Genomic DNA, 12,813 nt, shown 5'->3' on the forward strand with positions numbered 1-12,813 from the left:
GCCCTCGCCCTGCTCCCGGCCGTCGGCGGCACCGCCCGCGCCGCCGACGGCACGGGGGCGGTGCCCATCCCCGACGATCCGCGCGGACTGCTAGCCGAGCCCTTCGTCGGTGCGCCATCGAGCGAGGCGCCCCTGCCGAGCCTGCGGATCCCGCGTCACCCGTTCATGGCGCGCAACGACGACAGCAACATCCACAACGACGCCTACCAGAGCGACGCCTACGCCCGCCGCGGCCCGCGCGGGGTCGACACGACCGTCACGAGCACGTGGTTCGGCCAGGAGGAGTGCGCGTCGCAGACCTTCGACTCGCGCGGGCGCATCGTCACCGTGTGCGTCGGGCTCGTGCGCCCGACCGTGCGCCTGATCGACCCCACGACCCTGGCGACGATCGCCTCCTACCCGCTGCCGAACCGCGGCAGCGTCGACACGACCAACTTCTCGGGCGGCTACTTCTACCTCGACCAGCGCGACCGGCCGGTGGTCGTGACCTCGCAGGCGCACGTGCTCGTGCTCGCCCTCGAGAACGGTGCCTACACCGTGCAGCGCGATGTCGACCTGTCGCGAGCAGCCGCAGGCTCCTCGGTGCAGAGCGTGCTGCCCGACTGGGCGGGCCGGCTGTGGTTCGTCACGCAGAGCGGCCGCGTGGGCTTCGCGGACGCTCGCGGTGCCGTCCGCTTCCTGACGCTGAAGGACGAGGTGATCGCGAACAGCTTCGCCATCGACGAGTCCGGCGGCGTCTTCGTGGTCTCCGACCGCGCGCTCTACCGGTTCGACGTGCGCGCCGGGCGACCGGTGACGACGTGGCGTCAGACCTACGACCGCGGCACACGGGTCAAGCCGAGCCACGTGTCGCAGGGCAGCGGCACGACGCCCACCCTCATCGGCAGCGCCTCGTCGCCGGGCGGCGGCTCGATCGCGATCCTCGACAACGCCGAGCCCCGGATGCACCTGCTCGTCTTCCGCCGCGGCAAGGCCGGGCCCGGACGGGCCCTGTGCCGCCAGCCCGTCTTCGCCGCCGGTCGCAGCGCCGACGAGAACAGCCTGATCTCGGTGCCGGGCGGTCTCATCGCCGAGAACAACTACGGCTACAAGCTGCAGGCCCTCGGTCTGCGCCAGCCCGACACCGAGCCCGGCCTCGTGCGCGTCGACGTCGACTACCGCCGCGGCGGCTGCCGGGTGCGGTGGAACAACACCACCGCCCGCATCCCGTCGTCGGTGTCGAAGGCCTCGCTGGCCACCGGCGTCGTCTACGGCTACACCCACCCCACCGCCGCCGAGGTGCCGCTGCGGGCTCCCCTGCCGTCCGGGCAGCTGGCTCCCGACGCCTGGTACCTCACCGCGTTCTCGATCCGCACGGGCAAGGCCCTGTGGAGCCGCTACGTGGGCAGCAACTCGCTCTACAACAACCACTACGCAGCGATCGGCATCGGACGCGACGGAGCCGCCTACGTGGGCACGCTGGGCGGCCTGGTGCGCGTCGCCGACGGTCGCTGAGCGGCCCGCCGCTCCAGCCACCACGCGAGGGCGGCGTCCGCCTCCGGCGACCCACCGGCTCCCGCGTCCGGCAGGTAGGCGGTCGTCATCGTGCGCGCCACCTCCTCCAGCGCCCGTGGACGACGCTCGGCCGGCGCCTCCTGCGCGCGGCGGGCGAGCGCGGCGCCCGCGGCCCACGCCTCGTCGTCGGCCGGCAGCGGCAGTGCCGCGACCTGGCGGGCGCTGAGCTTGACCGCCCCCGCGGAGAGACCGGCGCCCAGGTGCCGGGCGGCGGCGTGCGCCACCAGCGGCGGGGCGAGCGTGAGGGCCAGCAGCCGCCACAGCACCTCCGGCCCTCCGTGCGGCACGACGCTCACGAGCGGCACCGACGGCAGCCACGCGCCCTCGCGGTCGACGACGGCCTCCAGCACACGTCCCTGGCCGGCCACGAGCAGCTTGGGCACCAGCCGCCCTCGCGCCCAGGCGCCGAGGCGCGGGTCGGCCGCGGCGAGGGCCTCGACGTCGACCACGGGCGCCTGCCAGGAGCGGCGTGCGAAGCGGGCCTCCGCGACCCCCCAGCGGCACTCGGCCGGATCGATGAGTCCGACCGTGACGAGCGGCACGGCCGTGCCGTCGCCCGGCCGAGGATCCGGTCCCGCCTCGCGCACGTGCGGTGCCAGGCCGTAGTACTGGTCGCGGAAGTCGGCCGAGCAGGTGGCGAGGTCGCCCACCACCCCCGGGCGATCCTCCGCACCCGCGCCGGAGGGCGGGAGGAGATCGACCGCCGGGATGCCGAACGCCTCCGCCGCCAGCGGCCCCCAGCGGTCCGGATCCGCCACGAGCCCCTCGCCCACCGGTGACCCGACGCGCACCACCGGTACGCAGCAGAGCACGTCGGTGCCCTCGAACACGGGGCGAGGCGTCGTCCAGAAGTCGGTGAGGGCGCCCGCGGCCAGCACGCGCTCGCGCACCGGCCCGGCGTCGCGGGCGGCCAGCAGCGAGAGGGGCTGCACCAGCGCCACCGTGCCGCCCGGCTCGACGAGGTCGAGGGCGGCGTGGAGGAAGACCGCGCTCGTGTCGGTGTAGGCCCCCAGAGCTCGTCGCCCCGGTTCCGCGCGCCCGCCGGTGTCACGGCGCAGCTGCCCCAGGAACGGCGGGTTGCCGACCACGGCGTCGAAGCGTCGTCCACGCCAGTGCTCGAGGCCGTCGGCCACGACGACCTGCTGCTCGAGCTGCTCCGGCGACACCGTCGGATCGAGCGCGCTCAGCCGGCGGCGGGCGATCGCCACCGCGTCGGCGTCGAGGTCGGAGCCGTGGACGCCCGCCACCCCCACCCGTCGGGCCGCGGCCACCAGGAAGTGACCGGTGCCGCAGGCCGGGTCGAGCACCCGCGCCCCGCTCGCCGGAGTCGGCAGCGCACGGTCGAGCACCCAGGCCACCAGGTCGTCAGGGGTGTAGAAGGCCCCCATCGGACGACGCCGGGTGCGGTGCTCGCGCGCGAGGCGCCGCGCGTGCTCGTCGGCCGCGAGCTCGGCGGGGTGCTCGGCGGCGTCCGGCATGCTCGGAGGGTACTGGCCCCCGCGGGGCCGTGTTATAGTCATAGTGACTATAAACCGAGGAGTCGCCATGACACCCACCGGACTGCTCACCGACCGCTACGAGCTGACCATGCTCGACTCGTTCGTGCGCGACGGCCACGCCGAGCACCCGGCCGTCTTCGAGGCCTTCGCCCGCCGGCTGCCCGAGGGCCGCCGCTACGGCCTGCTGGCCGGCCTGGGTCGCCTGCTCGAGGCGGTCGAGGCGTTCACCTTCCCCGCCGAGGACCTCGCCTGGCTGCAGGCGGAGGGAGTGATCGGCGAGCAGACCGCCGCCTGGCTCGCCGACTTCCGGTTCAGCGGCGACATCGACGGCTACCGCGAGGGCGAGCTCTACTTCCCCGGCAGCCCGGTGCTCACCGTGCGCGGGCGCCTCGGCGAGTGCGTGCTGCTCGAGACGCTCGTGCTCAGCATCCTCAACCACGACACCGCCATCGCGAGCGCGGCCGCGCGCATGGTCGACGCCGCCGCGGGTCGGCCCCTCATCGAGATGGGCGGACGACGCACCCACGAGGAGGCCGCGGTCGCCACCGCCCGCGCCGCCTACCTGGCCGGGTTCGCCACCAGCAGCAACCTCGCCGCCGGGCGACGCCACGGCGTCCCGACCGCCGGCACCGCGGCGCACGCCTTCACCCTCGCCCACCGCAGCGAGGCCGAGGCCTTCCGCAGCCAGGTCGAGGCGCTGGGAGCAGCAACGACGCTGCTCGTCGACACCTACGATATCGAGCAGGGCATCCGCACCGCGGTCGAGGTGGCCGGCACCGACCTCGGCGCGGTGCGTATCGACTCCGGCGACCTCGCCGAGGAGTCCACCAAGGCCCGGGCCCTGCTCGACTCCCTCGGCGCCACGAGCACCCGCATCGTCGTCACCAGCGACCTCGACGAGTTCGTCATCACCGCGCTGGCCGACGCCCCCATCGACGGCTACGGCGTCGGCACCCGGGTGGCCACCGGGTCGGGCCACCCCACGGCGAGCATGGTCTACAAGCTCGTCGCCATCGACGACGGGGCCGACGGGGCCGACGGGCAGCCGGGGCTGCGGCCGGTGGCGAAGAAGTCGCACGACAAGGCCTCGCAGGGCGGACGCAAGCGCGCCTGGCGCCGCTACGACGACGCCGGGCTCCTCGTGGCCGAGTGGTGGGAGCCGCACGACGGCACCGAGGGCCCCGACGGCACCGGACCCGGTGCCGAGCCGGGCGTGGTCGCCGCCCAGGTGCCGCTGGTGCGCGGCGGGTCCGTCGTCCACAGCCCGAAGCTGGACGACGTACGCGCCCACGCCGCCGCGGCGCTGGCGAGCCTGCCCGCCGGGGCCCGCACGGTCGCCGCCGGGCCCGCGCACCTCAGCTGCACCGCCGGCCCCACCTCCTGATCCCGCCCATCCAGCACCACGAGAGGACACCACCCATGAGCAGCACTCCCCGCGCCCTGGTCGTCGTCGATGTGCAGAACGACTTCATCGAGGGCGGCTCGCTCGCCGTCGCCGGCGGCCGCGCTGTCGCCGAGCGGATCAGCACCCACCTCGCCGCCCACGCCTCCGACTACGCCGTGATCGCCGCCTCCCGCGACTGGCACCACGCCGAGGGCACCAACGGCGGCCACTTCGCCGAGCCGGGCCACGACCCCGACTACGTCGCCACGTGGCCCGTGCACTGCGTGCAGGGCGCGCCGGGATCCGACTACGCGCCCGAGCTCGACACCTCCGCGGTGACCGTGCACGTGGTCAAGGGCATGGGCCGACCCGCCTACTCGGCCTTCGAGGGCGTCACCGACGACGATCGCGCGCTGGCCGACGTGCTGCGCGAGGCCGGTGTGCAGCAGGTGGACGTCGTCGGCATCGCCACCGACCACTGCGTGCGCGCCACCGCGCTCGACGCCCGCGCGGTGGGCTTCGACGTCCGACTGCTGGCCGACCTGCACGCAGGCGTGGCGCCCGACAGCTCAGCCGCCGCCCTCGAGGCGATGGCCGCGGCCGGCGTCGTGGTGGAGCAGAGCCGATGAGCACGCACCCGCCGTTCGCGGTGGCCGTCGACCTCGCGGTCTTCACCGTGCGCGAGGGAGCCCTCGTCGTGCTGCTCGTCGAGCGCGGCGAGGAGCCGTTCCGCGGCTCCTGGGCGCTGCCGGGCGGGTTCGTCGGCGTCGACGAGGATGCCGAGACCGCGGCGTGGCGCGAGCTGCGCGAGGAGACGGGCGTCGAGCGCTTCGACGGCCACCTCGAGCAGCTGCGCACCTACTCCGCTCCCGACCGCGACCCCCGCATGCGCGTGGTCTCCATCGCGCACGTGGCGCTGGCCCCCGACCTCCCGGAGCCGGCCGCCGGCACCGATGCCGCCGACGCTCGCTGGTGGGTGGTCGAGGACCTCCTCGAGGGCGACGCCGGCCCCGAGAGCCCCGAGCTCGCCTTCGACCACCGCGAGATCCTCTTGGACGCCCGCGAGCGGGTGCGCGCGAAGCTGGAGTACACGACGCTGGCCACGGAGTTCGTGAGCGAGCCGTTCACGCTGCCCGAGCTGCGCCGGGTGTACGCAGCGGTGTGGGGCACCCCGCCCGACCTCGGCAACTTCCGCCGCAAGGTCCTCGGCACCGACGGGTTCGTCACGCCCACGGCCGCCATCGGCTCCGGCGACGGCCGCACCGGACGCCCGCCGCTGCTCTACCGGCGCGGACCCGCCCGCACCATCTCGCCGCCGATGACACGGGGCTGAAGGGTCCGGACGGCGCGACCGGGACGACCGGCGCTGTCGGTGCCGTAGGTCAAGATGGTCGGGTGCCCACGACCGACGCCCTCGCCTCCTTCAGCGAGCCCACCCGGGAGTGGTTCCGCGCAGCCTTCGCCGAGCCGACGCCGGCGCAGACCGGTGCCTGGGCATCGATCCAGCAGGGCCGGCACACCCTGGTGGTCGCACCCACCGGGTCGGGCAAGACCCTCAGCGCCTTCCTCGCCGGACTCGACCGGCTCCTGTCCACGCCCCCGCCCGAGGAGAAGACCCACCGCACGCGGCTGCTCTACGTCTCACCGCTCAAGGCGCTGGCGGTCGACGTCGAGCGCAACCTGCGCGCGCCCCTGATCGGCATCCGGCACACCGCCACCCGCCTCGGGCTGCCCGCGCTGCCCGAGATCGGAGTCGGCACGCGCTCGGGCGACACCCCCGCGGCCGAGCGCCGACGCCTGGTCAGCGCGCCCCCCGACGTCCTCATCACCACCCCCGAGTCGCTGTTCCTCATGCTCACCAGCCAGGCGCGCGAGACCCTGCGCGGCATCGAGACCGTGATCGTCGACGAGGTGCACGCGGTCGCCGGCACCAAGCGCGGAGCGCACCTGGCACTCAGCCTCGAGCGGCTCGACGCCCTCCTGGCCCGGCCCGCCCAGAGGGTGGGTCTGTCGGCCACCGTGCGACCCACCGAGGAGGTCGCGCGCTTCCTCGGAGGCGCTGCGCCGGTCGACGTCGTCGCGCCGCCCATCCACAAGGAGTGGGACCTGCGCGTCGAGGTGCCGGTGGAGGACATGACGGCGCTCAACGCGGCGCCCACTGCCGCCCGAGCCGACCGGGCTGACCACGACGACGATGCCGACGCCGAGGTCGACGACGACCTCGACGGCGAGGAGCTCTTCGACCCCACCGCCCCACCCCCGCGCCCGAGCATCTGGCCGCACGTCGAGCAGCGGGTCGCCGACCTGATCGGCGAGCACCGCTCCACCATCGTGTTCACCAACGGGCGCCGCACGGCTGAGCGGCTCACGGCCCGGCTCAACGAGATCGCGGCCGAGCAGAGTGCCGACGACGTCGAGCCGCCGGCGCAGGTGATGGCCCAGTCGGGGGCGAGCGCGGGCGCGTCGCCGATCCTGGCCCGCACCCACCACGGCTCGGTGTCGAAGGAGCAGCGCGCCCAGGTCGAGGACGACCTCAAGGCCGGGCGACTGCCGTCGGTGGTGGCCACGAGCAGCCTCGAGCTCGGCATCGACATGGGCGCGGTCGACCTCGTCCTGCAGATCGCCTCGCCGCCCAGCGTCGCCTCGGCGCTGCAGCGCGTGGGTCGCGCGGGCCACCAGGTCGGCGAGGTCTCCCGCGGCATCTTCTTCCCCCAGCACCGCGGCGACCTCGTGCCCGCCGCGGTGGCGGTGCAGCGCATGCGCACCGGCGGCATCGAGGCCCTCTCGGTGCCGGCCAACCCGCTCGACGTCCTCGCCCAGCAGGTGGTCGCCGCCTGCGCGCTGGAGGAGTGGGACGTCGACGAGCTCTTCGACCTCGTCCGCCGCAGCGCCCCCTACGCCCACCTGCCGCGCGGTGCCTACGACGCCGTCCTCGACCTCCTCGCCGGCCGCTACCCCAGCGACGAGTTCGCCGAGCTGCGCCCGCGCATCACCTGGGACCGCGTCACCGGCCGCATCACCGGCCGCCCGGGAGCCCAGCGTCTGGCGGTCACGAGCGGCGGCACGATCCCCGACCGCGGCCTCTACGGCGTCTTCCTCGCCGGCGAGGGCACCAACCGCCGCGTCGGCGAGCTCGCCGAGGAGATGGTCTACGAGAGCCGCGTGGGCGACGTGTTCGCCCTTGGCGCCACCAGCTGGCGCATCGAGGACATCACCCACGACCGCGTCATCGTCACCCCCGCTCCGGGTGTCCCCGGCCGCCTGCCCTTCTGGAAGGGCGACACCGCCGGTCGCCCCACCGAGCTCGGCGCCGCCATCGGCGCCTTCACCCGCGAGCTCGCGGCGCTGCCCGACGACAAGGCGCGGGCGCGCGCCGAGGAGGTCGGGCTCGACCACAACGCGAGCACCAACCTCGTCACCTACCTGCGCGAGCAGGCCGAGGCCACCCAGGTGTTGCCGAGCGACGCCACCGTGCTCGTCGAGCGCTTCCGCGACGAGCTCGGCGACTGGCGCCTGGCCGTGCACTCCCCCTACGGCACCGCCGTGCACGCACCGTGGGCGCTGGCGATCAACGCCCGGCTGCGCGAGCGCTTCGGCGTCGACGGCCAGGCCATGGCCTCCGACGACGGCATCGTCATCCGCATCCCCGACACCGACGCCGAGCCGCCGGGTGCCGACCTCGTGGCCTTCGAGCCCGACGAGATCGAGGAGGTCGTCACCCGCGAGGTCGGCGGCTCGGCACTCTTCGCCGCGCGCTTCCGCGAGTGCGCTGCCCGCGCCCTGCTGCTCCCCCGCCGCGATCCCGGACGCCGCTCCCCGCTGTGGCAGCAGCGCCAGCGCGCCGCCGCCCTGCTCGAGGTGGCCTCGCGCTACCCGTCGTTCCCGATCGTGCTCGAGACCGTGCGCGAGGTGCTCAACGACGTCTACGACCTGCCCGGCCTCGTCGACCTCCTGCGGCGCGTGCAGCAGCGCGAGGTCGCGCTCACCGACGTCGAGACCACCGTGCCCTCGCCCTACGCGCGCACGCTGATGTTCGGCTACGTCGCCCAGTTCGTCTACGAGGGCGACTCCCCGCTGGCCGAGCGCCGCGCGGCCGCCCTCACCCTCGACCAGGGCCTGCTGGCCGAGCTGCTGGGGCGCGCCGAGCTGCGCGAGCTGCTCGACCCCGAGGTGCTCGTGGAGGTCGAGGCCGAGCTGCAGCGCACCCTGCCCGAACGACGCGCCCGCGACGCCGAGGGCGTCGCCGACCTGCTGCGCCTGCTCGGCCCGCTCGACCTCGACGAGCTGCGCGCCCGCAGCGTGGACGACGCCCCGCTCGCCACCTGGCTCGACGACCTCGTCGCCGCCCGCCGCGCGGTCGCGGTGCGGGTCGGGTCGCGCGACGCCTGGGCCGGGGTCGAGGACGTCGCCCGCCTGCGCGACGGGCTCGGCGTCCCGGTGCCCCCGGGAACGCCCTCGGCGTTCACCGAACCGGTCGACGACCCCCTCGCCGACCTCGTGGGCCGCTACGCCCGCACCCACGGCCCATTCCTGCCCGAAGAAGTCGCTGACCGGCTCGGGCTCGGGGTGGCCGTCGTCCGCCTGACGCTGCAGCGCCTGGAGGCGCGCGGTCGCGTCGTCAGCGGCGAGTTCCGACCCGTCGGCGCGGGCGAGGAGTGGTGCGACGTCGAGGTGCTGCGTCGTCTGCGTCGTCGCTCGCTGGCACGCCTGCGCAGCGAGATCGAGCCGGTCGAGCCGGCGGCGCTGGCCCGCTTCACCGTCGCCTGGCACCAGCTGCGCACGAGCCTCGACACCGGTCGCGGCCGCCGCGGAGTCGACGGGGTGCTGCAGGTGATCGAGCAGCTCGCCGGCACGGTGGTGCCCGCGAGCGGCCTCGAGTCCCTGATCCTCAGCTCGCGGGTGCGCGACTACGAGCCCTCGATGCTCGACGAGCTCACCGCCACCGGCGAGGTGCTCTGGGCCGGCCACGGCGCGCTGCCCGGCAACGACGGCTGGGTGTCGCGGCACCTGGCCGACCAGGCGCACCTCACCCTGCCGGTGCCCGGCGCCGTCGACGACCCGCTGCAGCAGCGGGTGCTCGACGTCCTCGCGCCCGGCGGAGCGTGGTTCTTCCGCCAGGTGGCCGACCAGGTCGTGCGCGCCGTGATCGCCGAGTCGACCGACCCCGACCTGCGACCCGACGTGCCCTCCGACGAGGCGATCTCCGCTGCGCTCTGGGCACTGGTCTGGAGCGGTCACATCACCAACGACACCCTCACGCCGCTGCGCGCCCTGCAGCGCGGCGGCCGCACCGCCCACCGCACCACCCGTCGGGGCCCGGCGCGCCCCGCGCGCACCAGCCGCCCCGGTCGTCCGCCCCGCGCCGGTCGCGCCGTGCTGATGGCCGGTCCCCCCGAGACCGCCGGCCGCTGGTCGCTGCTGCCCGAGGTGGACGCCGACCCCACCCGCCGCGGCCACGCGCAGGCCGAGCAGCTGCTCGAGCGCCACGGCATCGTCACCCGAGGCGCGGTGATGGGCGAGCGGGTGCCCGGCGGGTTCGCCGGCGTCTACCGCGTGCTGAGCGCCTTCGAGGAGTCCGGGCGCACCCGCCGCGGCTACTTCGTCGAGGGGCTCGGCGCCGCACAGTTCGGCACGGCCGGTGCCGTCGACCGGCTGCGCACCTTCAGCCGTGCCGGTTCCGACGAGGCCCCCGGCACCAAGCCGGTGGGCGTGGCGATCGCCGCCACCGACCCCGCCAACCCCTACGGCGCGGCCCTGCCCTGGCCACCCACGCTCACCGAGGTGCAGGGCGGCGCCGAGGGCGGTCACCGACCCGGACGCAAGGCGGGGGCGGTCGTCGTCCTCGTGGACGGCGAGCCGGCCCTCTACCTCGAGCGCGGCGGGCGCACCGTGCTCACCTGGAGCGACGAGGCGGACCGCCTGGCGGCGGCCGCGGAGGCTCTCGCCACGACGGCGCGCACCGGCGGGCTGGGGCGCCTCACGGTCGAGAAGGCCGACGGCGAGGCGCTCCTGGGCACCTCGACCCCCTTGCGCGAGGCCCTCGCCAACGCCGGATTCGTCGCCACGCCGAAGGGGTTGAGGTTGCGTGCCTGAGGGCGACGCGGTGCGCCGCACCGCCCACCGACTCGACCGGGCGCTCGCCGGACACGTGCTGCGCGCCAGCGACTTCCGAGTGCCGCAGCTGGCCACCGCCGACCTTCGCGGCGGCACCGTGCTGCGCACCCGCACCCACGGCAAGCACCTGCTCACGCGGGTCAAGATGCCCGACGCTCGTCGCCTGACCATCCACACGCACCTGCGCATGGAGGGCCGCTGGCGCACCGTGCGCCCCGGCGGTCGTCTGCCCGGACCGCCCGCCGACATCCGCCTCGTGCTGCGCACCGACGCGGCCACGATGGTCGGCCTGCGCCTCGGCGTCGTCGAGCTGCTCGACACCGACGCCGAGGACGACGTCATCGGCCACCTCGGCCCCGACCTCCTCGGCCCCTGGGAGACCGCCGACCGGGCCGAGGCGATCCACCGCCTCACCGCCGACCCGCACCGCGTGCTCGGCGACGCCCTCCTCGACCAGCGGGTCGTGGCCGGCATGGGCACCATCTGGCTGGCCGAGTCGTGCTTCGTCGCCGGCATCTGCCCGCTCGCACGCGTCGAGGACCTCGCCGATCCGGGCCGCTTCCTCGATCGCGTGCGGGTGATGCTGCAGGCGGCGGTGCGCCAGCGCGAGCCGGTCACCACGGGCGACCCGCGCGATCCCCTGTGGGCCTTCCGGCGCAACCGGCAGCCCTGCAAGCGGTGCGGCACGATCGTGCTCGCCGGCCGGGTCGGCCCGCCCGACAAGGTGCGCACCACCTACTGGTGCCCCCACTGCCAGCCGACCCCGGCCGACGTCACCCCCGACCAGCTGCTGCGCATCGCTCCCGGTGCCCCGCGCTCGCCCTACCGCGACTGAGCGCGATTCCGCGTGATGCCGATCTCGTCCGTGGCCGGCGCGGAACGCGGAGGGCTCCCTCACGCGTTGCACAGGTATGCACCGCCACTACAACGGCTTGAAGACCGCCGGCCTGTTCGGCGCGATCTTCGCGCTGCTCCTGGTCATCGGAGGCCTCATCGCCGGCGCCACCGGCAGCTCGGCCTTCATCTGGATCTTCGCGCTGATCGGCGTCGGCACCACCGCCTACGGCTACTGGAACTCCGACAAGCTCGCCATCAAGGCCATGCACGCCTACCCGGTGAGCGAGGCGCAGCAGCCTGCCATGCACCGCATCGTGCGTGAGCTGTCGCAGCGCGCCGGTCAGCCCATGCCGCGACTGTTCGTCTCCCCCACGCAGGCGCCCAACGCCTTCGCCACCGGCCGCAACCCCGACAACGCGGCGGTGTGCTGCACCGAGGGCATCTTGGCCCTGCTCGACGAGCGCGAGCTGCGCGGCGTGCTCGGCCACGAGCTGATGCACGTCTACAACCGCGACATCCTCACCGGGTCGATCGCGGCGGCCATCGCCGGTGTGATCAGCTCGGTCGCGCAGTTCCTCGCCTTCACCTCGATCTTCGGCGGCGGCAACGACGAGGACCGCCCCAACCCGGCCGTCCTCATCCTCACCGCGCTGCTGGCGCCCTTCGCTGCGGGCGTCATCCAGATGGCGATCAGCCGCACCCGCGAGTACGACGCCGACGAGGACGGCGCTCGCCTCACCGGGGATCCGCTGGCTCTCGCCTCTGCGCTGCGCAAGCTGGAGCACGGCACCGCCCGCGCTCCGCTCGCGCCCACCCCGCAGCTGCAGAACGCCAGCCACATGATGATCGCCAACCCGTTCCGTGCGGGCGACGTGCAGCGGATGTTCTCCACGCACCCGCCGATGGCCGACCGCATCGCGCGGCTGGAGCAGATGGCTGGTCGCTGAGCTACGACGACGAAGGCCCCGACCGGATCGGACGATCCGGCCGGGGCCTTCGTGCGTGTGTCAGGCCGCGGAGGCGACCACGTCGCCGCGCGGGCGCGTGATGATCGGCGTGAGGGGCACCGCGGCGGCGGCCTCCTCCAGCGCCACCGCGTCGGCCACCTCGCGGAGCACGTCGGACAGCGGCATCTCGAGCGCGTCGCAGAGCGATGCCAGGAGCTCCGAGGAGGCCTCCTTCTGGCCCCGCTCGATCTCGGAGATGTAGCCGAGGCTGACGCGCGCGGCGCCGGACACCTCGCGCAGGGTGAGGCCGAGCTCGGTGCGCCGTGAGCGCAGGATGTCGCCGAGTGAGCGGCGGAACAGCACCATCTCGAGCTCCTCTCCGTGTCACCGTTCGTGGGTGGTGGACTCAACGCTACCGGAGGCGTGGATCTTCCGGGCGCGATGGCCCCGCAGGTGACTGATCGGCATCACCGCCCGC

9 protein-coding genes are annotated in these 12,813 nt (G+C 74.8%); 7 read left to right on the plus strand and 2 right to left on the minus strand.

The window, feature by feature from the left end:
• On the plus strand, positions 1 to 1,494 hold a 1,494-nt coding region (locus ACERUN_RS02735), incomplete at its 5' end, for a hypothetical protein (RefSeq protein ID WP_370288143.1).
• Here ACERUN_RS02735 and ACERUN_RS02740 read toward each other — a convergent pair.
• Positions 1,446 to 3,032: a class I SAM-dependent DNA methyltransferase gene (locus ACERUN_RS02740; RefSeq protein WP_370288144.1), complete on the minus strand. Its 1,587-nt coding sequence runs from the start codon at positions 3,030 to 3,032 to the stop codon at positions 1,446 to 1,448. The two genes, ACERUN_RS02735 and ACERUN_RS02740, sit on opposite strands and share 49 nt — an antisense overlap.
• A gap of 67 nt (positions 3,033 to 3,099) precedes the next feature.
• On the opposite strand from ACERUN_RS02740, the gene ACERUN_RS02745 reads away from it, so the two are divergent.
• The 6 genes from ACERUN_RS02745 (at position 3,100) to htpX (ending at position 12,335) form a co-directional block, all read left to right on the plus strand.
• Complete coding sequence (locus tag ACERUN_RS02745) at positions 3,100 to 4,437, plus strand: nicotinate phosphoribosyltransferase (protein WP_370288145.1); 1,338 nt, start codon at positions 3,100 to 3,102, stop codon at positions 4,435 to 4,437.
• A 35-nt stretch (positions 4,438 to 4,472) separates the two neighbouring features.
• A complete protein-coding gene (locus tag ACERUN_RS02750) occupies positions 4,473 to 5,066 on the plus strand; it encodes an isochorismatase family protein (RefSeq protein WP_370288146.1) in 594 nt (197 codons plus the stop codon).
• The gene (locus ACERUN_RS02755; RefSeq protein ID WP_370288147.1) at positions 5,063 to 5,770 is read left to right on the plus strand and encodes an NUDIX domain-containing protein; all 708 of its coding nucleotides are present in this window, start codon (positions 5,063 to 5,065) and stop codon (positions 5,768 to 5,770) included. The genes ACERUN_RS02750 and ACERUN_RS02755 overlap by 4 nt, the downstream gene beginning before the upstream one ends.
• Positions 5,771 to 5,832: 62 nt before the next feature.
• Positions 5,833 to 10,530 (plus strand): ATP-dependent helicase, encoded by a 4,698-nt coding sequence (locus tag ACERUN_RS02760; protein ID WP_370288149.1) that lies wholly within the window; start codon positions 5,833 to 5,835, stop codon positions 10,528 to 10,530.
• A complete protein-coding gene (locus tag ACERUN_RS02765) occupies positions 10,523 to 11,386 on the plus strand; it encodes a DNA-formamidopyrimidine glycosylase family protein (protein WP_370288151.1) in 864 nt (287 codons plus the stop codon). The genes ACERUN_RS02760 and ACERUN_RS02765 overlap by 8 nt, the downstream gene beginning before the upstream one ends.
• A 76-nt stretch (positions 11,387 to 11,462) precedes the next feature.
• A complete protein-coding gene (htpX, locus tag ACERUN_RS02770) occupies positions 11,463 to 12,335 on the plus strand; it encodes a zinc metalloprotease HtpX (RefSeq protein ID WP_370288152.1) in 873 nt (290 codons plus the stop codon).
• Positions 12,336 to 12,395: 60 nt separating this feature from the next.
• On the opposite strand, the gene ACERUN_RS02775 is transcribed toward htpX, so the two are convergent.
• Positions 12,396 to 12,701: a helix-turn-helix domain-containing protein gene (locus ACERUN_RS02775; RefSeq protein ID WP_370288155.1), complete on the minus strand. Its 306-nt coding sequence runs from the start codon at positions 12,699 to 12,701 to the stop codon at positions 12,396 to 12,398.
• Positions 12,702 to 12,813 lie beyond the last annotated feature (112 nt).

This window comes from Nocardioides sp. (assembly GCF_964229035.1).
Lineage (GTDB): Bacteria > Actinomycetota > Actinomycetes > Propionibacteriales > Nocardioidaceae > Nocardioides.

Bases quoted from the DNA above. Each gene is read 5' to 3' on its own strand.
- ACERUN_RS02740 (WP_370288144.1), bottom strand. From the start codon at position 3,032: ATGCCGGACGCCGCCGAGCACCCCGCCGAGCTCGCGGCCGACGAGCAC.
- ACERUN_RS02755 (WP_370288147.1), top strand. From the start codon at position 5,063: ATGAGCACGCACCCGCCGTTCGCGGTGGCCGTCGACCTCGCGGTCTTC.
- ACERUN_RS02750 (WP_370288146.1), top strand. From the start codon at position 4,473: ATGAGCAGCACTCCCCGCGCCCTGGTCGTCGTCGATGTGCAGAACGAC.
- htpX (WP_370288152.1), top strand. From the start codon at position 11,463: ATGCACCGCCACTACAACGGCTTGAAGACCGCCGGCCTGTTCGGCGCG.
- ACERUN_RS02775 (WP_370288155.1), bottom strand. From the start codon at position 12,701: ATGGTGCTGTTCCGCCGCTCACTCGGCGACATCCTGCGCTCACGGCGC.
- ACERUN_RS02745 (WP_370288145.1), top strand. From the start codon at position 3,100: ATGACACCCACCGGACTGCTCACCGACCGCTACGAGCTGACCATGCTC.